Here is a 21,620-nt window from a genome sequence, read left to right on the forward strand (position 1 = left end):
TATGGGTACCTTTAAAGGTGTCGCAGAAGTTGATGTCCAATTATTAATAAGCAGCGACTGTACTAATATATTCCCATATTTTCCGATTGTTTAACATCAGGAGGATTAAAAAATTGAAAGAAGTTAGCCAAAATACAATTGAATCAACGGATATAAAAGGTTTTCAGGATGATTTGCTCAGCTGGTTCGAAGCCGAGCAAAGGGATTTGCCCTGGAGAAAGGACCAGGATCCGTACAAAGTCTGGGTTTCTGAGATTATGCTTCAGCAGACGAGGGTGGACACCGTAATCCCCTATTTTCACCGTTTTATTAAGCAGTTTCCGACCATCAAGGATCTTTCTGAAGCAGACGAAGAAAAGGTATTAAAAGCCTGGGAGGGTCTGGGCTATTATTCACGGGCAAGAAATCTTCAGGCTGCCGTCAGGGAGGTTCATGAAAAATATGGCGGCAAAGTTCCGGATACGCCAAAAGAGATCTCTTCCTTAAAAGGAGTAGGGCCCTATACTGCAGGGGCCATTCTCAGTATTGCGTACGGGATACCTGAACCCGCCGTGGACGGCAATGTAATGCGTGTCCTTTCGCGCATCCTGTCCATTTGGGAAGATATCGCCAAGCCTTCTTCCAGGAAAATCTTTGAGTCTTCTGTCCGGACATTAATTTCACATGAAAATCCGTCCCATTTCAACCAGGCGCTTATGGAGCTTGGCGCATTAATATGTACACCAACTTCTCCTTCCTGCTTATTATGCCCGGTGAGAGAACATTGTACTGCGTTTTATGAAGGGACTCAGCAGGAGCTGCCCGTAAAAACGAAAACCAAAAAGCAAAAAAATGTGCAATTAGCAGCAGCTGTCCTTATAGATGATCAGGACAAAGTGCTAATACACAAAAGACCCGGCAAAGGCCTGCTTGCTAATCTTTGGGAATTCCCCATGGCAGAGATCAATATTGCTTATGTAAGCGACAAAGAGCAGATGAAGGATGCGTTCAGCACACAATATGGCGCCCATGTGGATATACAGGAAATGACGGGTCAGATCGAACACGTTTTTTCCCATTTAACATGGAACATAAATGTTTATAAAGGAAAATTATTAGAACTTAAAGAGGAAAAAAATGATTTGAAATTAGTCACTCTTGAAGAAATGAAGGAATTTCCTTTTCCGGTTTCCCATCAGAAAATCTGGAAGCAATATTTGAAAAGCTAAGAATAGAAAAAGGGGGGAGTGCCCCCTTTTTCAATAAGGTTAATCGTAGCTTACCCTGGTCCCGTGTGTATAATCGGCTTCCTGTCTTTTCAAGCCGCCGCGGTTTTCTATTTCTTCGACAATCTCCCTATGAATCGTCTGGCCTTCAGCATTTAAATAAGGCATGATCTGCTGAAATGAATGATGGTAAAAAGCAAGCTCGCTGTCCTTCCAGTCCGATTTTGACATCATCGAAAGCTCTGTCATATCACGACCCACAAACATATGCCATCTTCCTTTCCTCAATTGGATTACAGATAGTGTTTTAATTCGAATTGCCATATATACATGGAAAAAGCTAAAATGAATCGGTAAGGTGTTTTGTTTATAAATTCCCTTGATAAAAATCCTTAAACAACAGAAATACATAACAGAAAGGAAATTGAATCATGACACAAAAAGTAGCACTGGTAACAGGAAGCAGCAGAGGAATTGGAAAGGCGACAGCCATCAGGCTTGCCAAAGACGGCTATGACATTGTCATCAATTACGCACGCAGCAAATCAGCTGCAAATGAAACAGCAGCTGAAATTGAGGCGCTCGGCAGAAAAGCCCTGGTTGTAAAAGCAAACGTTGGGGATGTAGAGAAAATTAAAGGACTTTTCGCTGAGATTGACCGTGAATTCGGAAGACTCGATGTGTTTGTCAACAATGCAGCTTCTGGGGTTCTGCGTCCGGTTATGGAACTGGAAGAATCTCATTGGGACTGGACAATGAATATCAACAGCAAAGCCCTGCTTTTCTGCGGTCAGGAAGCTGCAAAGCTAATGGAGAAAAGCGGCGGCGGAAAAATTGTAAGCATCAGCTCGCTGGGATCGATTCGCTACCTGGAAAACTATACGACTGTAGGGGTTTCCAAGGCAGCATTGGAAGCATTGACACGTTACCTGGCTGTTGAACTGGCTCCTAAAAATATCACCGTAAACGCTGTTTCAGGCGGTGCAGTGGATACAGAGGCTTTAAAACATTTCCCTAACCGTGCAGAGCTTCTCGAAGAAGCAAAAACGAAAACACCTGCAGGACGAATGGTTGAAATTGAAGATATGGTGAATACGGTTATGTTTTTGTTAGGTGAGGAATCTAGCATGATCCGCGGCCAGACGATTATTGTGGATGGCGGCATTTCTCTGCTGGTTTAATAAGATATGGATATTTTTGGTTTATAAAAAAGTTGGATAGTTTCCTCCACTCCCGGTTAAATTAATGAGCGTGGAGGTGATTATAATGGCTAAACAACCAAACCAATCTCAAGCTGGAACTAACGTTCAAGAAGTGAGACAACAAAACGCACAATCTGCTGGCCAAGGCCAGTACGGTACTGAATTTGCCAGCGAAACAAATGCTGCTGAAGTAAGACAGCAAAACCAGCAAGCTGAAGCTCGCAAAGGTCAAAATGCAGGCAAACAAAGCTAATAATTACATCTAAAGAAAGAAGCCGCCTTTTAAATGGAAAAGGCGGCTTCTTTTTTTTTGTGTCCCTTCGACAAAACTTCCATAAAGTCAACATAACTAGTCAAAGGGTTAAAAAAAGGGACAGCGAAATTATAGAAATAGGAAAAATAATGGGGACGGTGGAACAAACATGGAGAACTTTAACAGTTTGGTTTCAGAACAGATGAAAACGATGGAAAAGCTTCTTTATCTGCAGAGTGAACTGGAGCGCTGCCAGGAGATTGAAGAGGAATTAAAAGCCATTCAGCAGGAAACAGAGCTTGAAAGTGTACAGTATGAAATTGCCAGAATGAAAGAAGAACTCAAACAAATTCATCGTATATTTGAGGAACAGACCGAAGAGGTCATCCGCTCCTATCAGAAAGTAAATGTAACCGTTTAAAGATAAACTCTCTATAATCTTTCGTTGTCTTCAATACCTATAAAATAAGCTATTATATCCTTTTTTTACAGCCATTGATACATTTCAATGGCTCTTTGTTTTAAAAATTTCCTTTTACCGTTATAATAGTAGAAAACAGGAATCGTACTTTGTTGCCTTTTTCTTTTGGATATTATTGAGTCATGCTGTGCAGTATGCGCTTAGCATGAAGGGGAGGAAGCCTATTAAAGGCGCCAAAAAAGTATTATCAGGTTGCAAAGCTTCCGGAAGGAAAGTAGGGGAAAAGAATGGCGGTACCCATCGAAGGCGAACCAATGCAAATACACAGCTATAAACATAATGGGCATATCCACCGCGTCTGGGAGGAAACAACCGTATTAAAAGGGACACAAAATCTGGTGATTGGCGGCAATGACCGGACAATCGTAACAGAATCTGACGGAAGAACATGGGTGACGAGAGAGCCAGCCATTTGTTATTTTCATTCTCAGCACTGGTTTAATGTGATTGGAATGATTCGGGAAGATGGTGTTTATTATTACTGTAATATTAGTTCACCATTTATTTTTGATGGTGAAGCGTTAAAGTATATTGATTATGATCTCGATATTAAAGTATATCCTGACATGACATTCAATTTGCTTGACGAAGACGAATATGAACGGCACCGTCAGGAAATGAATTATCCCGATGTGATTGACAGCATCCTTAAATCAAATGTGGACAACCTCATCCATTGGATTCGTCAGAGAAAAGGTCCTTTTGCACCCGACTTTATTGATATATGGTATGAACGTTATCTTACTTACAGACGCTAAAAAAGGGCTGAATGCCGAAAAAACGCCTGTTGGACCTTGAGTCAGCAGGTTTTTATTTTTGTCCAGCGCAAGCAGCCTGCCCCCTCGGGGTCACAGCTTGTCGGGGGTGGGCAAGGCGCTTGCGCTTTTCGCCATGAATCTGCATGATTGCCGGGTTTAGGGGTAAGTTTAAGAAAATAACAGGGATTGAGATAGAGAGGGGGAGCGATCCGGTTGGACAGTATAAAAAGATATTTGAAATTCGTTAAGCCGTATCGGCTTCAGATTATCGGAACCATTATCATAGGCATCATTAAATTTGCCATACCGCTACTGATTCCGCTTCTGATTAAGTATGTAATAGATGATATTATTGGCAATGATACATTGAGTCAGGGCGATAAGAACAGCACACTGTTAATGGTTATGGCTGTGATGATTGCTTTATTTGTCATCGCCCGTCCGCCAATTGAGTATTACCGCCAATACTTTGCCCAGTGGGTGGCTAGCAAAATTTTATATGATATCAGGGATAAGCTTTTTACCCACATTCAAAAGTTAAGCTTCCGATTCTATGCAAATACCAGAACAGGGGAAGTGATCTCCAGGGTCATAAATGATGTTGAGCAAACCAAAACATTTGTAGTAACCGGTTTAATGAATTTATGGCTTGATGTGGCAACCATTTTAATTGCAGTTGTCATTATGCTGAATATGGACGTTACGCTGACGATTGTGTCACTGCTGTTATTTCCATTTTATGCTTTCTCAGTTAAGTACTTTTTTGGTAACCTCAGAAAGCTGACAAGGGCCCGTTCACAGGCTCTTGCAGAGGTGCAGGGCTATCTTCATGAACGTGTTCAGGGGATGGCAGTTGTTAAAAGCTTTGCCATTGAGGATTATGAACAGACCCAATTTGATGCGCAAAATAAGAATTTCCTTACAAAAGCGATCGACCATACGAAGTGGAATGCAAAAGCATTTGCAGTAGTTAACACCATTACAGATATTTCACCGCTTTTAGTCATTGGGTATTCAGGATATCAGGTTATCCAGGGAGATATTTCCCTCGGTGTCATGATGGCATTTGTCGCTTATATAGATAGATTGTATGGACCGCTTAGAAGACTTGTTAACTCTTCAACCACCTTAACGCAATCAATCGCATCCATGGACCGGGTATTTGAGTTAATGGATGAGAAATACGATATTGACGATTCACCTGATGCCATTCAATGCCGGGATGTTAAAGGGCATATCCAATTTGAAGAAGTGAGCTTTTCCTACAATGAGAATGAGCCTCCGGTATTAAAGGAAATAAATCTCGATGTATCAGCAGGGGAAACGATTGCCCTTGTAGGGATGAGCGGAGGAGGAAAGTCCTCTCTGGTAGGGCTGATTCCGCGTTTTTACGATGTGAATGAAGGCAGAATTCTGCTTGATGGCACTGATATCCGTTCGTTTAAAGTAAGGAGCCTTCGCGATAAAATCGGGATGGTGCTTCAGGATAATATTTTGTTCAGTGAATCGGTCAAAACTAACATTCTGCTCGGCAAACCCGATGCCACTGAAGAGGAAGTAATTGATGCTGCCAGGGCTGCAAATGCCCACGAATTTATTATGAATTTGCCTGAAGGCTATGATACCAAGGTTGGCGAGCGCGGTGTGAAACTCTCGGGAGGACAGAAGCAGCGAATTGCCATTGCGAGAATCTTTTTGAAAAATCCGCCGATCCTTGTACTGGATGAAGCCACTTCAGCCCTTGATCTGGAGAGTGAACATCTGATACAGGAAGCATTGGAAAAATTGGCTAAAGACCGCACGACTTTTATCGTCGCTCATCGCCTTTCCACCATCACACATGCAGATAGGATAATTCTGATAGAGCATGGTGAAATTTCTGAAGCGGGAAGCCATGACGAATTAATGAAAAGACAAGGCAATTATTACAAGCTTTTTCAAGTTCAGCAGCTTGAAAATTAGGTTTAAAAGCCGGCTCTATTACAGGGCCGGCTTTGTTTGTGTGCTTTTTTATAGCAATGCGTTAAATTACTATAGTGTTAAAATAGCTGCCTGTAAATAACGGTCATTAATCTCCATCTTTTTCATAATTATTAGTAGGATATTACTTTAAAACCATATCTAAAAATATATAATGTTTACTATATTTAAATAATTTAGAAAAATGAGTAGACTTAACCAATCTTTTTTTATAGAATGAAAAAAAGATAGTGACCTAAGGTCCAAAATTGTTAAATATGTCCCATTTCATAGAAACGGACGATCAGGAAAGGAGTATCCGTGTGACTCAAGCTCCAGTTTTAGATGTAAAACAGCTAAGGACATCCTTTTTCTCTTCAGATGGAGAAGTTCCGGCTGTGGATGATATCAGCTTCTCGGTCAACAAGGGTGAAATTCTGGGGATAGTAGGAGAATCAGGCTGCGGGAAGAGTGTTACATCTCTATCCATTATGAAGCTGATTCCACAGCCCCCGGGAAAAATTGTTGGCGGTGAAATTCTTTTAGATGGAGAAGATCTCGTAAAAGCATCAGAAAAAAGAATGCGTGAAATAAGGGGAAATGAAGTGGCTATGATTTTTCAGGAGCCGATGACTTCATTGAATCCGTTATTTACAATAGGAGATCAGCTGACAGAAGGAATCAAATTACATAAGAAGTTAAATAAGAAGGCTGCAATCCAGCAGGCTGTTGAAATGCTTAAGCTTGTTGGCCTGCCTAGGGCAGAGCAGATAGTAAAGGAATATCCCCACCAGCTGTCAGGGGGAATGAGGCAGAGGGTAATGATTGCCATGGCATTGTCCTGCCATCCTCGGCTTCTGATTGCAGATGAGCCAACAACTGCTTTGGACGTGACCATCCAGGCCCAGATATTATCCCTTATGAAGGATCTTAATGAAAAGCTCGACACAGCCATAGTCATGATTACGCATGATCTTGGGGTAGTAGCGGAAGTATGTGAGAGGGTAATTGTCATGTATGCCGGGAAAATAGTGGAGGAAGCTCCTGTAGAAGAGATATTCAAACATCCAAAACATCCTTATACCCAGGGACTTCTGCAATCAGTGCCTGATGTAAGAGAGAAAAAAGAGCGATTATATTCGATTCCGGGAAATGTGCCTAAACCGGGCTCCATCAAGACTGGATGCCGTTTTGCAGCTCGCTGTGAATTTGTCCATGACCGGTGCATGACGGAAAGTCCTCCGCTTTATAATGCCAATGATGCAGAACAGCATACAGTGCGCTGTTTTCTGCATGAGTCTGGGGGTGTCATTGATGACCGAAGTGCTGTTGGAAGTTAATCAGTTAAAGAAATATTTCCCCGTAACAGGCGGCCTGTTTGGAAGAAAACAGGGTGATGTGAAAGCGGTTGATGATATCACCTTTTTCGTTAACAAAGGGGAAACGCTTGGCCTTGTAGGTGAATCTGGCTGCGGCAAATCAACCACAGGAAGAATGCTGATGCGCCTGATTGAACCGACAGAGGGGAAAGTGGTTTTTGAAGGCAAGGATCTGACTTCCCTAAACTCAGCGGAAATGCGCAAGATGAGAAAGGAAATGCAGATGGTATTCCAGGATCCGTTTGCATCGTTAAATCCCCGCCATACTGTTGAGCAGATTTTGGAGGAGCCTCTCATTGTCCACGGCATCGGGAACAAAGAAGAGCGTAAACAGCGGGTAAGAGAGATGCTTGAGGTTGTCGGCCTCAGCAGCTACCATGCCAAACGCTATCCGCACCAATTCAGCGGAGGCCAAAGGCAGAGGATTGGAATCGCAAGAGCATTGATGACCAAGCCTAAGCTGATCATTGCAGATGAACCAGTTTCAGCACTTGATGTATCCATTCAATCACAGGTGCTCAACCTGCTGGAAGATCTTCAAAAAGAATTTCAGCTGACGTATATATTCATTGCCCATGATCTCGGGGTAGTTAAACATATCAGTGATAGAGTCGGTGTTATGTATCTTGGAAGGTTAGTAGAGATCACAACCTCTGACCAGCTCTACGATAAGCCGCTGCATCCTTATACAAAGGCATTGCTTGGTGCAGTTCCCATCCCTGACCCGACATTAAAGAAAGACAGGGAATTATTAACCGGGGACATTCCAAGCCCGCAGAATCCGCCAGCTGGATGTGCCTTCCATACTAGATGTAAAGAATGCATGGAAATCTGCAAAACAGATAGGCCGCAGCTGAAGGAAATTGAACCGGGTCACTTTGCAGCCTGCCATCTCTATAGCTGAGCTATATAGGCAGAACTGCATGGATGATAAATATGTAAACAGCCGATACCGGCAAAAGAATAAAGGGGGAAAACAATGAAGAAGCGCAATGGCATTTGGTTCCTGGTTGCAGCTTTGTTACTGTCACTGGCTCTTGCCGGCTGCAGCAGCAACTCAAGCAGCGGAACGAAAGACGAAAAGGATAAAGAGAAAGGTACAGATACAGAAGAAACGTCATCAGGCGGCACATTAGTATTTGGCCGCGGCGGTGATTCTACTTCACTTGATCCCGCTATTACAACAGAAGGCGAATCTTTTAAAGTTACAAAAAACATCTATGAAACTCTGATCGAATTTGGTGAGCAGGATACGGAAATTCAGCCTGGCCTTGCTACTGAATGGGAAATGAGCGAAGACGGGCTAAAGCATACATTAAAGCTTCGTGAAGGCGTAAAGTTCCACGATGGAACTGACTTTAATGCCGAAGCGGTTGTCTTCAACTTTGAAAGATGGAAAGCTGGAAACGCTGAGCAGTTCTATTACTATAACTCTCAGTTTGGGGATAAAATCTCTGAAGTGAAAGCTGTAGATGATTACACAGTTGAGTTTACTTTAAACAAGCCAATTGCACCATTCTTAAAGAACCTTGCAATGTCTCCATTTGGAATTGCAAGCCCGGCTGCGATTGAAAAGCATGGTGAAAAATTCCTTCACAACCCGGTGGGAACAGGTCCATTTGCATTTAAAGAATACAAAGCAAACGACCGCATTACTCTTGTGAAAAATGAAGAATACTGGCAGGATGGCCTTCCAAAGCTGGATGAGGTTATCTTCCGTGTCATCCCTGAAAACTCTGCTCGTCTGAACGCCCTGGCTACAGGCGAAGTCGACTTAATCGATGGCGTTAACTTCAGTGATGTTGGCCAAATCGAAGGAAATCCGGATCTTCAAACGTTTGAACGTCCATCATTAAACGTAGCTTACCTTGGATTGACGAGCACACGTGGACCATTAAAAGATAAAAAAGTCCGCCAGGCATTGAACTATGCAGTTGATAAGCAAGCTCTTATTGATGCATTCTATGCCGGTGCAGCTGAGCCTGCGAAAAACCCAATGCCTTCAGTCGTAGCGGGTTACAATGATGACGTTAAGGATTATGAGTTTGACCCTGAGAAGGCTAAGGAACTTTTAAAAGAAGCAGGATATGAAGATGGTTTTGAAATGGAGCTATGGGCAATGCCGGTTCCTAGACCATATATGCCGGATGGACAAAAAGTGGCTGAAGCACTTCAAGCCAACTTTGATGCAATCGGCGTAAAAGCAAAGATTGTAACTTATGAGTGGGGTACTTACCTGGATAAAGCTAAGAATGGTGAAGCTGATACATTCCTATTAGGATGGACTGGCGATAATGGGGATGCTGATAACTTCCTGTATGTTCTTCTTGACCAGGACAGCATTGGTTCTAACAACTACTCTTACTACGAAAACCCTGAAGTGCATGAACTGCTTGTAAAAGCTCAGGCTAGTGCAGACCAGGCAGAGCGTGAAAAACTTTACAAAGAGGCTCAGCTTCTGATCAAAGAAGATGCTCCGTGGATTCCGCTTGTTCACTCAAGACCAATCCTTGCGGGTAAAGCTGATATCACAGGCTTCAAGCCGCATCCAACAGGTTCTGATTTACTGGCAACTGTAGAATTTAAATAAGCTGATTTTCAAGTGAGATAAGAATACTTCTTATATTCAAGGAAAAGGGAGTACAGTTCTGTAGCTCCCTTTTCTATATAGAAATATTATAAATTAGGAAACTTTGAATTTCGATAACTGTCTAGCTCCAGCGCCTACCCCCTCGAGGTCACAAGCCAATCCCCCCAAAAAGGCAAAGAACGCCTTTCTGAGAGGCTCGTCTTGTGCTTGTCGGGGGTGACCAAGGCGCTTGCGCTTTTCTTAATAACCTTCAAGAGAGGTGAGATGGCAATGCTGTCCTACACACTTAAACGTCTGTTTTCCCTAATTCCCGTTCTGCTGGGGCTTTCGCTGATCGTCTTTTTTATGATCCGGGCAATACCGGGTAATCCGGCACAGATTATTTTGGGACAATTGGCAACAAAAGAAGCAGTAGAGGAATTAACGAAGCAGCTGGGGCTGGATCAGCCTTGGTACCTTCAATATTTTACATATCTGGGCGGGCTTATTACGGGGGATCTTGGAGAATCACTCCGGACTAAAACGGAAATAAGCCAGGAAATTTGGCCGTATTTGGCTGCAACAATTGAACTTACATTCGTTGCCATGTTAATTGCTGTTTTTATCGGTGTGAATGCCGGAATCATCAGTGCCTGGTATCAGAATTCATGGTTTGATTATGTGGCAATGGTGCTGGCGCTTATTGGCGTTTCCATGCCAATCTTCTGGCTCGGCTTGATGGAGCAGTGGGCATTTGCCATTAAGCTGGACTGGCTGCCTACATCGGGAAGGGAAGAAGTAAGAAATCCGATTGAAGCCATAACGAACATATATATGATCGATACTCTCCTGCAGGGAAGAATCGATCAATTCTGGGATGTCATCAGACACCTGATTCTGCCGGCATTTGCCCTGGCGACCATCCCAATGGCGATCATTGCGAGAATTACCCGTTCTACGATGCTTGAGGTAATGAGATCCGATTTTGTCAGAACAGCGAGGGCCAAAGGCTTGAGAATGTTCTGGGTTGTTTATAAGCACTCATTAAAGAATGCCATCATTCCAGTTCTTACGATTATTGGTCTTCAAATGGGATTATTGCTGGGGGGCGCCATTTTAACAGAAACGATTTTCAGCTGGCCGGGAATCGGACGGTATATCTATGAGGCTATCAACTATCGTGATTATCCTGTTATCCAGTCAGGCATTCTTATCATTGCATTTATCTTTGTCATGATCAATCTGGTGGTGGACTTGCTGTATGCAGCAATTGATCCGCGGATTAAATATAATTAAGGAGGGGGAACAGACTTGGAACTTTCAACACAAAAAGACCTTCAGCCGCCTATTATGCCAGCTGAAGAAAAAGCGGTTTCCCCCTGGGTGGAAGCATGGAGGAGCTTTAGAAAAAACAAACTGGCTTTAATCGGCACGATCATTGTATTATTTTTCATCATTCTGGCAGTATTTGCACCGCTTATTGCACCGCAGGGGATTAATGAACAGATGCTCTCAAAAAGGCTTCAGGCTCCATCCAGCCAGCATTGGTTTGGAACAGATGACTTTGGCCGGGATATCTTTTCAAGGGTGGTTTACGGGGCAAGGATCTCATTATGGGTAGGTTTTCTGGCCGTAATCGGATCTATTGTAGTTGGATGCCTTTTGGGGGTAGTAGCAGGATATTATGGCAAATGGGTTGATACCATCATCTCCCGCGTTTTTGATATCATGCTTGCTTTCCCAAGCATATTGCTGGCTATTGCGATTGTGGCTGTGCTTGGCCCATCATTAAGAAATGCCCTGATTGCCATTGCGGTTATCAATATTCCCAACTTTGGCAGACTGATCCGTTCAAGAGTGCTGAGTGTCAAACAGGAGGAATATATTATGGCTGCAAAAGCGATTGGGATGAGCAACAGCCGTATTCTATTCAGGCATGTTCTGCCAAATAGTATGGCACCAATAATTGTACAGGGAACACTTGCGATTGCAACAGCGATTATTGAGTGTGCTGCCCTTGGATTCCTTGGCCTTGGTGCAGAAGCGCCAAATCCTGAATGGGGGAAAATGCTCTCTGATGCGAAGGCATATTTGATACAGGCTCCATGGACGATGATCTTCCCGGGACTTGCGATCATGCTTACAGTTCTCGGATTTAATTTAATGGGTGATGGATTAAGGGATGCACTTGATCCGCGTATGAAGAATTAACAAAAAAGCAGCTGACATCAGCTGCTTTTTCCTATGAATGTAAGTTGTAAATAGACCACAGTCTACTCGGCATTCTCCGGTATGGTAACCTCATTTTCGTCCTTGTGATATGACTGAAAGCTGGATATAAGTTTATCCAGGTGCTCCACATGTTCATCGTAATCAACAATAGCTGATACAATCTGCATGATATGCGGGAGAATGGATTCTTCATCATGTTCATGTTCTTTTTGCTGAGCCAGGAAAAGATTCACCAGTTCCTTTCTGCTCAGGCTGAAGTCGCCTTCCTCAAATACTACATTCGGACGAACTTTCCCGATAAATTTTAGCATGACGTGTTCATGATAATGGATAAGAATATCAAGCTGCTGCTGCACAGCATGCTGGAATTCTTCAGGCATTTGCTGCAGATCATTTTCAAATCGATGAAGCTTTTTTAATGTTTCCAGTGAGCGTTTTACAGTGGAAATCATTTGGCGGTAAATAACGAGTTTCCTGGATTTAACCAGATCGTTTCGTTTAAAATAATTTCTTTCCTCTTTATACATTAAGTACAGCTGTTCAAGCTTAACATTGCTGTCTTTCATTTTATCTATATCGTTTTTCAGCAGTCTGTGTTCAGATGCATGGCGTATGGTAAGCCTGATCCATTTGGTAATTTCCTCTGTGTTATTGGATATTTTAAAATAAAGCTTGTTTTCGTATTTAGGCGGAAGAAATACAAGGTTAACAATAAAAGCTGATAATACCCCGAGCATAATGGTTGAGAATCGAATAAGTGCAAATTGCAGAAAGGTATCACCCGGTGTCTCCATGATGACAATCAGGGTTACAAGTGACAGGCCAATTGTGTTCTCTATTTTTAGCTTAAGATTAATCGTGATAACAATAATAGCTGCCAGACCTATGATAAAGACATGGTTGCCGAATAAAAGCACAAAAATCACGGCAATTAATGCACCGATTGCGTTCCCCTGGATCTGTTCCACAATAGAAAGATAAGATCTGTAAATGGTCGGCTGAACCGCAAAAATAGCGGCAATTCCTGCAAAGATAGGAGCAGGAAGCTGAAAAAGTTCTGATAATAATAGAGCTAGAATGATTGCGATTCCCGTCTTAAGTATGCGGGCGCCAAGTTTCATACAATGTATGTCCTTTCTTTCATAAAAATTGGGTTCATTGAAAAGTGATTTAACCGTAAAAGCAGTAATTATACCTACTTTAAACGATTTTGCTCATTGTTAAACAATAATGTACTATACAGGGATATGGAAAGAAGTTCAAGGGGCATTTATATGAAATTATTATTAAAAGTTAGTAAAAAAGTTAAGTGTGCCTTAAAGAAGACAAAAAGCCCCATCCGCAGAAACGGGTGGGGCATGATTGTGCAGATAATCACTCTGTGGAAACGGACGGGTCTGCCTGTTCTTTGACCGGTATTACTTGAACAAAGTGGTCTTCCGGATGATTAAGAAGGGAAGCAAGCTGGGAAGCTTCTTCTGTCTGTCCCTGATCATTCAGCATGGCAATGTATTGGCCAAGCAGTTCTTTTACATCTTCCTTTCCTTTATCGGAAAGAGAAGTAACCGAAACTTTAGCTCCCTTGGCAATTCTGCGCTGGATGGCTTCTTTTGTTAAGCCCATTTCCGGCTGGTGTCTTAAGTAAACAACACCGCCTGTCATTCCTGCGCAGATCCATGGACCGGCATCGCCAAGGACCAGGCCTCGGCCATTCGTCATATACTCAAAGGCAAACCCTTTAATATTGGCGTTTGAACCGATATTGCCGTATTCTTTTTCAGGCAGCGGCCTTTGCAGCTGGCCGCCGATAATCATATCCGCTCCGGATAATCTGATTCCGGCACGGGCGTCAGCATTTCCTTGAGCTACAAGCAAGCCTTCCTGTGCTCCATAGCCGAAGCCTTTACCAACAGAGCCATTATAGAACTTGCCATTTTTGCCTTTTGCTTTAAAGATTTTAATTTGTCCGCCGAAAGAAGTTTTTCCGATGCCATCCTGTGCGCCTCCGGCAACTTCGATGTTGATGCCGAAGCTGTTGTAAGCTCCAAGGCCATTGCCTGGGATGGAACCGCCTTTGTATTTCAAATCAACTTGCGGAAGAGTTTTGTAAGAACCGTCGAGTCTGTTTCTTACACGGTGGCAGGAAACCCGGCTTCCCAGTACACGCTGCTCGGAAGTGACGCTTTGGAATTCACGTGACTGATCCAGTTCTTCTACACTTGCATCGAGATACTCTGCTCCAACAGCTACCTGCAGCTGGGCTTCCTGCAGGGCTTCAGGTGCTTCCTGGGCAGAAAATTGGCCGATTTCAAGTGTCTTCAGCAGGTGGGTCAGGTCAAGCTGATCCTGTCCTTTAATCTGTACAAGCAAATCAGAACGTCCTACAGCATCCTGCAGATTTTTTATGCCAACAGAAGCTGCCAATGCTTTCAGTTCTTCGCCAAAAGCAGTAAACAGGTTCATGATGCCTTTAACAGCAAGATCGAATTGGCGTGGAACAAATCTTCTTAAGCCATGTTCCTTCGCCTGTGCCTCTGAATCTATTTGTGTTGCAATTCCAACATGGCAAGTATCAAGGTGGCAGCCGCGGCATGTCGTACAGCCGATAGCAAGCATGGAGAGTGTACCAAAGCCTACACGGTTAGCACCCAGCAGCATAACCTTCAATACGTCTGCAGCACTCTTGATGCCGCCATCAGCCCAAAGCTCCACATTATCGCGGATGCCTGCTTCGAGCAGGGCGTTGTGAGCTGCCTTTACACCAATCTCAACTGGAAGGCCAACATGCTGAAGGGCGTGAATTCTCGCTGCCCCTGTACCTCCGTCAAAACCGCTCAATGTGATGATATCAGCACCAGCTTTTGCAATCCCGACTGCAATGGTTCCGATATTCGGCACAACCGGCACCTTAACTGCAACCTTGGCTTTGTCATTGGCTGTCTTAAGTTCATGAATCATCTGTGCCAAATCTTCAATCGAGTAGATGTCATGATTGTTGGAAGGTGAAATCAAATCCGATCCAATTGTAGCATTACGTGCCTCTGCAATTTTTGCCGTAACCTTGGATCCCGGAAGGTGACCGCCTTCACCAGGCTTTGCACCCTGCCCAATTTTTATTTCCAGCAGGTTGGATGAATTCAGGAGCTCGGCATTAACACCAAAGCGTCCTGATGCTACCTGCTGTCCGCGGGTCCTCGGATATTTTCCGAGCATATCCTTGATTTCTCCGCCTTCACCATTCAGGCTGACCATGTTCAGCCTGTCAGCACCTTCTGCATAGGCTCTAAAGGCCGTTTCATTCTGAGAGCCAAAGGACATGGAGGAGATAACAAATGGCAGGTCATGCTCGCCCACATGCAGGCTGATATCATCCGGCTTCAGATGAGAAGCCGTTTCCTTAAATCCGGTTAAATGGCGGATTGTTGTCGGGTTCTGGTCTTCCTGTTCAGTAATTTTTTCCTTGTAAACACTATAGTCACCAGTCGATGCCACTTCGCCGATCGCTTTCCAGATGCGCGGGAAAAGGCTGAACGTTTTTCCGATCCGTTCCTTTTCATTCTGGTAATCTTCCGCTCTGGCAAAAGCGTCTTCCTTTAAAACGCTGAAGCTGAATGAAAGTTCTTTAGATCCGAAGAAGTTGACGATATTCAGATATCCGGCTAATTCCTCATGAAGACCAATGGCAGAGAACAACCGGCCATAGCCTCTTAATTCATGAATCCCGATAGTGGAAATGACTTTTTCAAGTCCTTTAGTCAGAGCTGAATATAAATTCTTCAGCGGTGTATCAGATTCGCCTAGAACCGTCATAAACATATAGTAAGGGCTTATAATATCAGCGCCTAAACCGAACGCGGTAATGATATCATGAAGCGATCTGATTGAAGCAGACCGGAGCAGCAGGGAACATTCACGGCGCAATGCCTCTTTGACAAGAGCCTGATCGATCGCAGAGACGGCCAGGTGCGGGTCAATCCAGTAAGCGTCCTCCTGATGAGCATTGGCATCATCCAGTACAAGCAGGGTTTTGCCATTTTTGACCGCATCAACCGCTTCTGCTGCTAAACGGTCTAAAGCTTCTTTTACCGTTTCATCTTTCGTAAATGTGGAAGATAAATAAGATATCAGCTTTTGTTCCTGATAGAAGCCGGTTACTTGGTCATAGCTCGGCTGATTGAGTTCATCGGAACATTCAAAGCCTGCTTTGCCTTCTATTAAAATAGGAGTCTGCAATTCAATAACGGCCCCTTGCTCCTGTTTTTCAAATAAAGAAGGACGCTGGCCGATAATCGTACGGGTTGAGAAATGCTCCGTTTCCCGGTCACGGTCAATGGCAGGGTTTGTAACGACAGCAACACTTTCCTTAATAAAATCTGCGATGTTTTTCCGCTGAGGATTCAGTGCTGCTAAAGGTGAGTCGTGTCCAAGAGAACGGATTGGCTCCGCTCCTTTTTCTGCCATTTGCTCGACAAGCTGGACATGGTCTCTCTCCCAGCCGAATGCTTTATACTGCCCGTTATGAATCTTATCCGGGTAATTTACAGTAATGGTTTTCTCCAGTTTAGGAGCCTGCAGGTGAATCCGGAAGTTTTCAGCGTTCACTCTCTTTGAAAATCTTTCAAAAACTTCAGCCTGATAGTGGCTATGTTCGTAAACAGCCAGAGTGTCTCCGTCCCATTTCAGCCCCACCTTTTCACCTGGTGATAGCGGCTTTGGCTCATTAACATATTCACTGGATGGGATGATTCCTGGTTCTGATGAGAACAGGTAGGAGCTTTCGGTTTCCAGCATCCACAGCGGGCGAAGGCCCAATGCATCAACACTGAACACTGCCTCATCGGCAAATCTTGAAATAATTCCTGCTGGTCCCTGGGCAAAATGTCCCCATGCTTCCCGGATATAGGCGTACATATCCTGAAGATGCTCAGGGTATGACTTGATTTCATTCACAATAGGAGGGAACATGACGTCCATTGCCTCAAAGAGAGTATAGCCGTCACGGCAAATAAACGTTTCAAGCGTTCTGCTCAGATCCTGTGAGTCACTGCCGTCTTTTACTAGCGGAACGCCGACCATTTTGGCTTCATCCCTAAGCTTGGCAATGGTGTTGATTTCCCCGTTGTGTCCCAGCACGCTGAAAGGCTGCACGCGGAAAAAGCTTGATAATGTGTTAGTTGAATAGCGATTATGCCCAAGTGTCATTGTTGAAGCAACAATGGGGCTTGCCAGGTCATGATAATATTTCGGAAGAATATCTCCGGCTCCCATAACTTTGTACACAGCATGATGCTGGCTAAGGGAGGCGACATGGACATGTTCGTCTTCTTCAAAATCAACGATTAATTCAAACAGCTTTTTGGAAAGCTCTGCACCATTCGATTCTGCTAAACAGGCAAACTGCCAGAATACTGGATTTTCCTGTATGGCAATCGGTCCTAAAGCTGAAGATTCGGTTACTTCGTCAGATGCATAAATAACCGTCAGATTTGCGTCAGCGAGTTTTTGCAGCAAGATCGTTTTCAGTAATTCAGTATCCTGCTTTCTGGACATAAATACATGGCCAACCACAAATCCATCTTTTTCTGCTGCGTTAGAATCGGCTCCCGCTTCCTTTAATTTTTCTTTCCACAGCTCTCTGGGGATATCAATATGGATCCCTACACCGTCTCCTTCTCCATTAATAAAACCGGCACGGTGATTCATCGTAACAAGCGCATTGATGCAGCTGAAAATATTTTCGCGGGTTGGGACTTTCTTTTTCTCCATGGCAGAAACGATGCCGCACGCATCATGCTCCTGACGGTGAAACTCTTTAAAAAGTGAAGGACTCCATTGCTGTAATGTCATAAAATTCGGCTGAAAATAAGGCTGTGCCTTAAAGCCGTTCACCTCCTGAAAAATAGTAATCTATAAGTTTTTTTTGTTTACGGGTTTTAAATGAGGGTATTGCAAAGTTATCTTTGGTTTGAAAGGTAAATGCATGGAGCATTTATTGAATGAATAGTTGGATAATTCGGGATATGCTGCAGGACATAATGTTCTTTATGTCAGCGTAATCCGCTCTTACACAAAAGATTTCTCCCATCATATCATATGAATTTTCAGAAATCAATTATTTATACAAAAAGTTGGATATGGTTTGGAGGGGGAAATAGGCTTTTGTATAAAAAAACCCCATTATTGTAAACGTTTTCATTATTGGAAATAAAGAAAAAGGAAGCATTTCTGCTCCCGTCAGTGTATAAAATAGTGAATATTTATTCGTCCTTTAATTGCTGAAATGCATTTTGCACTGCATGAATGGTGGCTTGAATATCATCCTCTGTATGCGCGATTGTCATAAACCAGGCTTCATATTTCGAAGGAGCCAGGTTTATACCTTGATTGAGCATCAGCTTGAAGAACTTTGCAAACATTTCTCCATCTGTATTTTCCGCCTGCTCGTAATTCACCACTTTTTCTTCCGTAAAGTAGATTGTCAGGGCACCTTTTAATCGATTAATGGTAATGGGGATATTATGTTCTTCAGCTGCCTCGCTGATCCCTTTTTCAAGCATTTCTCCCAGTCTGTCCAGATATTCATAGACACCAGGCTGTTTTAAAACTTCGAGACAGGCAATTCCTGATAGAATCGATGCCGGATTTCCAGCCATTGTACCAGCTTGATAGGCTGGACCTAAAGGAGCTACTGTTTCCATAATCTCTTTCTTTCCGCCATAAGCACCGATTGGAAGGCCGCCGCCAATGATTTTCCCCATGGCTGTCAAGTCCGGTTTTACACCAAGCAGATCCTGAGCGCCGCCATACATAAAACGGAAAGCTGTGATGACTTCATCATAAATGACAAGCGCACCGGCTGCATGTGTTAATTCGTTAACCTGTTCCAAGAACCCCGTTTTTGGTTCAACAATTCCGAAGTTGCCGACAATCGGTTCCACCAGCACAGCAGCGATCTGGTCACCCCATTTTTCCAGCGCTTCCTTATATGGTTCGATTTCATTGAAAGGAACCGTGATCACTTCCTGGGCAATGCTCTTTGGAACTCCGGCAGAGTCAGGCGTTCCAAGTGTTGAAGGCCCTGAGCCTGCAGCAACCAGGACAAGATCGGAATGGCCGTGATAGCAGCCTGCAAACTTAATGATTTTGTCCCTTCCCGTATAGGCCCTTGCCACACGGATCGTTGTCATAACGGCTTCAGTACCTGAATTCACAAAACGGACTTTGTCCAAATTAGGCATTGCTTCCTTAAGCATCTCGGCGAATTTCACTTCATGTGGTGTCGGAGTTCCATATAATACTCCGCGCTCAGCAGCTGTTTTTATGGCTTCTGTAATATGCGGATGGGCATGCCCGGTAATGATGGGACCATATGCAGCCAAGTAATCAATATATTGATTACCGTCCACATCCCAGAAATAAGCACCCTGTGCCCGTTCCATTGCGACCGGCGAGCCGCCGCCAACTGCTTTATAGGAGCGGGAAGGACTGTTTACCCCGCCGACAATATGTTCTAAAGCTTGTTTATGCAGCCGTTCAGAATTAGTAAATTGCATGTTAATCCTCCTGATAAAATCCATTTATATGTCCGTCATTATTTTAACATGTTTGGAAGGGGCTTCGTCCAATCCTAAGGGAAGGCGGATTATTCTGTATTTTAAAAATAGGATTTGAAGCAATCTAGTTGTGAAGAAGGCGCTGTTTGTCTAAACTATTTCATTAGGGCATTAATTGGCAGGAGGAGTAAAGATGAATGATGCAATAACAGTCCGGAACTTAAAAAAGGAGTTTAAAGCTTATTCCAGCCGCTCCGGATTAAAGGGTGCTTTCCGTGATTTGCTTACAAGGAATTATAAGATTGTGCCAGCGGTGAACAATATCAGCTTTAATGTAAAGCAGGGCGAGATGGTTGGCTATATAGGTGAAAATGGAGCCGGGAAGTCAACGACCATAAAAATGCTGACAGGGATCCTGACCCCGACAAGCGGTGAAGTGATCGTGAATGGAATGAACCCTCATAAAGACCGTGAAAAATTCGTCAGCACGATTGGAGTTGTCTTCGGCCAAAGATCCCAGCTTTGGTGGGATATTGCTGTTCAGGAATCCTTCAGGCTGCTCAAGAAGGTGTACAAAGTTTCCGATGAGCAATACGACAGCCATATGGCACATGTGATCAAAACCCTGGATATTGAACCTCTGCTCGATAAGCCGGTCCGGAAGCTTTCACTCGGGCAAAGAATGAGGTGTGAACTGGCAGCAGCACTCATCCACAATCCGCCGCTCTTGTTCCTGGATGAGCCGACTATTGGACTTGATGTGCTTGTTAAATTGAAGATCAGAGAGTTTTTAAAAGAAATCAATGAAAAATATAATACAACCATTCTGCTGACTACTCATGATCTGTCGGATATCGAGGCGCTGTGCGAACGCGTAGTGATGCTGGATGAGGGGAGCATCATTTATGATGGAGCCTTAAAAAGCCTGAAGGAAAAATGGGGAGAAGGGAAGGAAATAGAATTCCAGTTCCTTGAAGACGTGACCCTGAACGACTTAAACCGAATAACGGCTTCATCGGAAGTGAAATGGGAAAAGGATGAGAAAGAAGCGATCTTTACAGCCTTTACAGAGGATAATGATGAACTGATTTCCCTGCTGATTGCCAAGGTGGTTGCGGATTTGAAAGTGAAAGACATCAATATTAAAGAAACTTCAACAGAGGAAATCATAAGAAATATTTATGACCGGGGGATGTCTTAATGAAAGAATTTACTTTTACCCGGGGGTGTTCCTGTGGATAAGTATATCGAAATGATTCGGATCCGTTTTTTGATGATGCTTGCCTACAGAACAAATTATTATACAGGTATTCTGATTTACAGCATTAATATTGGCGCTTACTATTTCTTGTGGAGTGCCATTTATGGAGAAAAAGATGCGATTGAGGGCATGTCTGTGGTCCAGATGTCGACATATGTGGCTGTAGCCTGGATGGCCAGAGCGTTTTACTTTAATAATATAGACCGGGAAATGGCTGCTGAAATTAAAGAAGGAAAAGTAGCGGTGGAGCTGATCCGCCCATATAATTATCTGGGTATGAAAACGATGCAGGGACTGGGGGAAGGAATATTCCGTCTCTTCTTTTTCTCCGTTCCGGGCATGGTTATCGTCTCGTTCATTTTTCCGCTCCAATTTTCTGCGGATTGGACGACCTGGATTTTCTTTGCGGTATCGATAGTATTAAGTTTTTTTATTAATACGCAAATTAATTTGCTGACAGGCATTACCACTTTCTTCTTATTTAATAACACAGGGCTTATCCGGGCAAAAAGAGTTGTGATTGATCTCTTTTCCGGCCTTCTGATTCCTATCAGCTTTTTTCCGTTATGGGCACAGGATGTACTGAAATTTCTGCCCTTTCAGGGTATCAGCTATGTGCCGAGCATGATTTTTACAAATAGTTTTTCGAATAATGAAGCCATCCAGGCGATTATTATGCAGGGGATCTGGGTTCTTATTCTGATCATACCCATTCAGGTTCTGTGGATCATAGCGAAAAAACAGCTCATTATTCAAGGAGGGTGACGC

General features: G+C 43.5%; 17 protein-coding genes. 13 read left to right on the forward strand and 4 right to left on the reverse strand.

All coding sequences use genetic code 11. The annotated features are described in order from the left end of the window. Window positions 1-113 precede the first annotated feature (113 nt). On the forward strand, window positions 114-1,208 hold the full coding sequence (mutY, locus tag NAF01_RS05760) for an A/G-specific adenine glycosylase (RefSeq protein ID WP_222498695.1): 1,095 nt from the start codon (window positions 114-116) through the stop codon (window positions 1,206-1,208). 39 nt (window positions 1,209-1,247) lie between these two features. Here mutY and NAF01_RS05765 read toward each other — a convergent pair whose 3' ends face one another. Further along, window positions 1,248-1,472 carry a hypothetical protein gene (locus NAF01_RS05765; protein ID WP_048011776.1) on the reverse strand — a complete coding sequence of 75 codons (225 nt, stop codon included), beginning with the start codon at window positions 1,470-1,472 and terminating at the stop codon, window positions 1,248-1,250. Between the two features lie 164 nt (window positions 1,473-1,636). Between NAF01_RS05765 and fabL the strand changes: the two genes are divergently transcribed. From fabL to nikC, 10 genes are all read left to right on the forward strand, one after another. Next, window positions 1,637-2,386 carry an enoyl-[acyl-carrier-protein] reductase FabL gene (gene fabL, locus NAF01_RS05770; RefSeq protein ID WP_222498697.1) on the forward strand — a complete coding sequence of 250 codons (750 nt, stop codon included), beginning with the start codon at window positions 1,637-1,639 and terminating at the stop codon, window positions 2,384-2,386. Window positions 2,387-2,471: 85 nt separating this feature from the next. Then, the gene (locus NAF01_RS05775; RefSeq protein ID WP_197214468.1) at window positions 2,472-2,660 is read left to right on the forward strand and encodes a gamma-type small acid-soluble spore protein; all 189 of its coding nucleotides are present in this window, start codon (window positions 2,472-2,474) and stop codon (window positions 2,658-2,660) included. 169 nt (window positions 2,661-2,829) lie between these two features. Continuing rightward, a complete protein-coding gene (locus NAF01_RS05780) occupies window positions 2,830-3,081 on the forward strand; it encodes a YgaB family protein (protein WP_035333110.1) in 252 nt (83 codons plus the stop codon). Window positions 3,082-3,368: 287 nt separating this feature from the next. Further along, entirely contained in the window at window positions 3,369-3,899 is a 531-nt protein-coding gene (gene ntdP / locus NAF01_RS05785; RefSeq protein ID WP_009335840.1) for a nucleoside tri-diphosphate phosphatase, read from the forward strand. Window positions 3,900-4,112: 213 nt separating this feature from the next. Next, on the forward strand, window positions 4,113-5,861 hold the full coding sequence (locus NAF01_RS05790) for an ABC transporter ATP-binding protein (RefSeq protein ID WP_222498699.1): 1,749 nt from the start codon (window positions 4,113-4,115) through the stop codon (window positions 5,859-5,861). Between the two features lie 320 nt (window positions 5,862-6,181). Continuing rightward, on the forward strand, window positions 6,182-7,198 hold the full coding sequence (locus NAF01_RS05795; protein ID WP_226619344.1) for an ABC transporter ATP-binding protein: 1,017 nt from the start codon (window positions 6,182-6,184) through the stop codon (window positions 7,196-7,198). After that, window positions 7,173-8,141 carry an ABC transporter ATP-binding protein gene (locus tag NAF01_RS05800; RefSeq protein WP_197205562.1) on the forward strand — a complete coding sequence of 323 codons (969 nt, stop codon included), beginning with the start codon at window positions 7,173-7,175 and terminating at the stop codon, window positions 8,139-8,141. The genes NAF01_RS05795 and NAF01_RS05800 overlap by 26 nt, the downstream gene beginning before the upstream one ends. Before the next feature lie 75 nt (window positions 8,142-8,216). After that, complete coding sequence (locus NAF01_RS05805) at window positions 8,217-9,827, forward strand: ABC transporter substrate-binding protein (RefSeq protein ID WP_197214470.1); 1,611 nt, start codon at window positions 8,217-8,219, stop codon at window positions 9,825-9,827. A gap of 270 nt (window positions 9,828-10,097) precedes the next feature. Next, complete coding sequence (locus tag NAF01_RS05810) at window positions 10,098-11,102, forward strand: ABC transporter permease (RefSeq protein WP_048010462.1); 1,005 nt, start codon at window positions 10,098-10,100, stop codon at window positions 11,100-11,102. Between the two features lie 54 nt (window positions 11,103-11,156). Further along, the gene (nikC, locus tag NAF01_RS05815; protein ID WP_048010463.1) at window positions 11,157-12,017 is read left to right on the forward strand and encodes a nickel transporter permease; all 861 of its coding nucleotides are present in this window, start codon (window positions 11,157-11,159) and stop codon (window positions 12,015-12,017) included. A 62-nt stretch (window positions 12,018-12,079) separates the two neighbouring features. On the opposite strand, the gene NAF01_RS05820 is transcribed toward nikC, so the two are convergent. The 3 genes from NAF01_RS05820 to NAF01_RS05830 all read right to left on the reverse strand — a co-directional run bounded on the left by NAF01_RS05820 (window position 12,080) and on the right by NAF01_RS05830 (window position 19,591). After that, window positions 12,080-13,159, reverse strand: a complete 1,080-nt coding sequence (locus tag NAF01_RS05820; RefSeq protein ID WP_048010451.1) for an FUSC family protein — start codon at window positions 13,157-13,159, stop codon at window positions 12,080-12,082. Between the two features lie 253 nt (window positions 13,160-13,412). Beyond that, entirely contained in the window at window positions 13,413-17,885 is a 4,473-nt protein-coding gene (locus NAF01_RS05825) for a glutamate synthase-related protein (protein ID WP_226619343.1), read from the reverse strand. 410 nt (window positions 17,886-18,295) lie between these two features. Continuing rightward, a complete protein-coding gene (locus tag NAF01_RS05830) occupies window positions 18,296-19,591 on the reverse strand; it encodes a glutamate-1-semialdehyde 2,1-aminomutase (protein WP_206701398.1) in 1,296 nt (431 codons plus the stop codon). 193 nt (window positions 19,592-19,784) lie between these two features. Here NAF01_RS05830 and NAF01_RS05835 point away from each other — a divergent pair, with 193 nt between their 5' ends. Both NAF01_RS05835 and NAF01_RS05840 read left to right on the forward strand, forming a co-directional pair. Next, window positions 19,785-20,792 (forward strand): ABC transporter ATP-binding protein, encoded by a 1,008-nt coding sequence (locus tag NAF01_RS05835; RefSeq protein ID WP_197214472.1) that lies wholly within the window; start codon window positions 19,785-19,787, stop codon window positions 20,790-20,792. A gap of 33 nt (window positions 20,793-20,825) precedes the next feature. Then, window positions 20,826-21,617 carry an ABC transporter permease gene (locus tag NAF01_RS05840; RefSeq protein ID WP_048010455.1) on the forward strand — a complete coding sequence of 264 codons (792 nt, stop codon included), beginning with the start codon at window positions 20,826-20,828 and terminating at the stop codon, window positions 21,615-21,617. Window positions 21,618-21,620 lie beyond the last annotated feature (3 nt).

It is taken from the genome of Cytobacillus firmus (assembly GCF_023657595.1).
In the GTDB taxonomy this organism is placed as follows: Bacteria; Bacillota; Bacilli; order Bacillales; family Cytobacillaceae; genus Cytobacillus; species Cytobacillus firmus_B.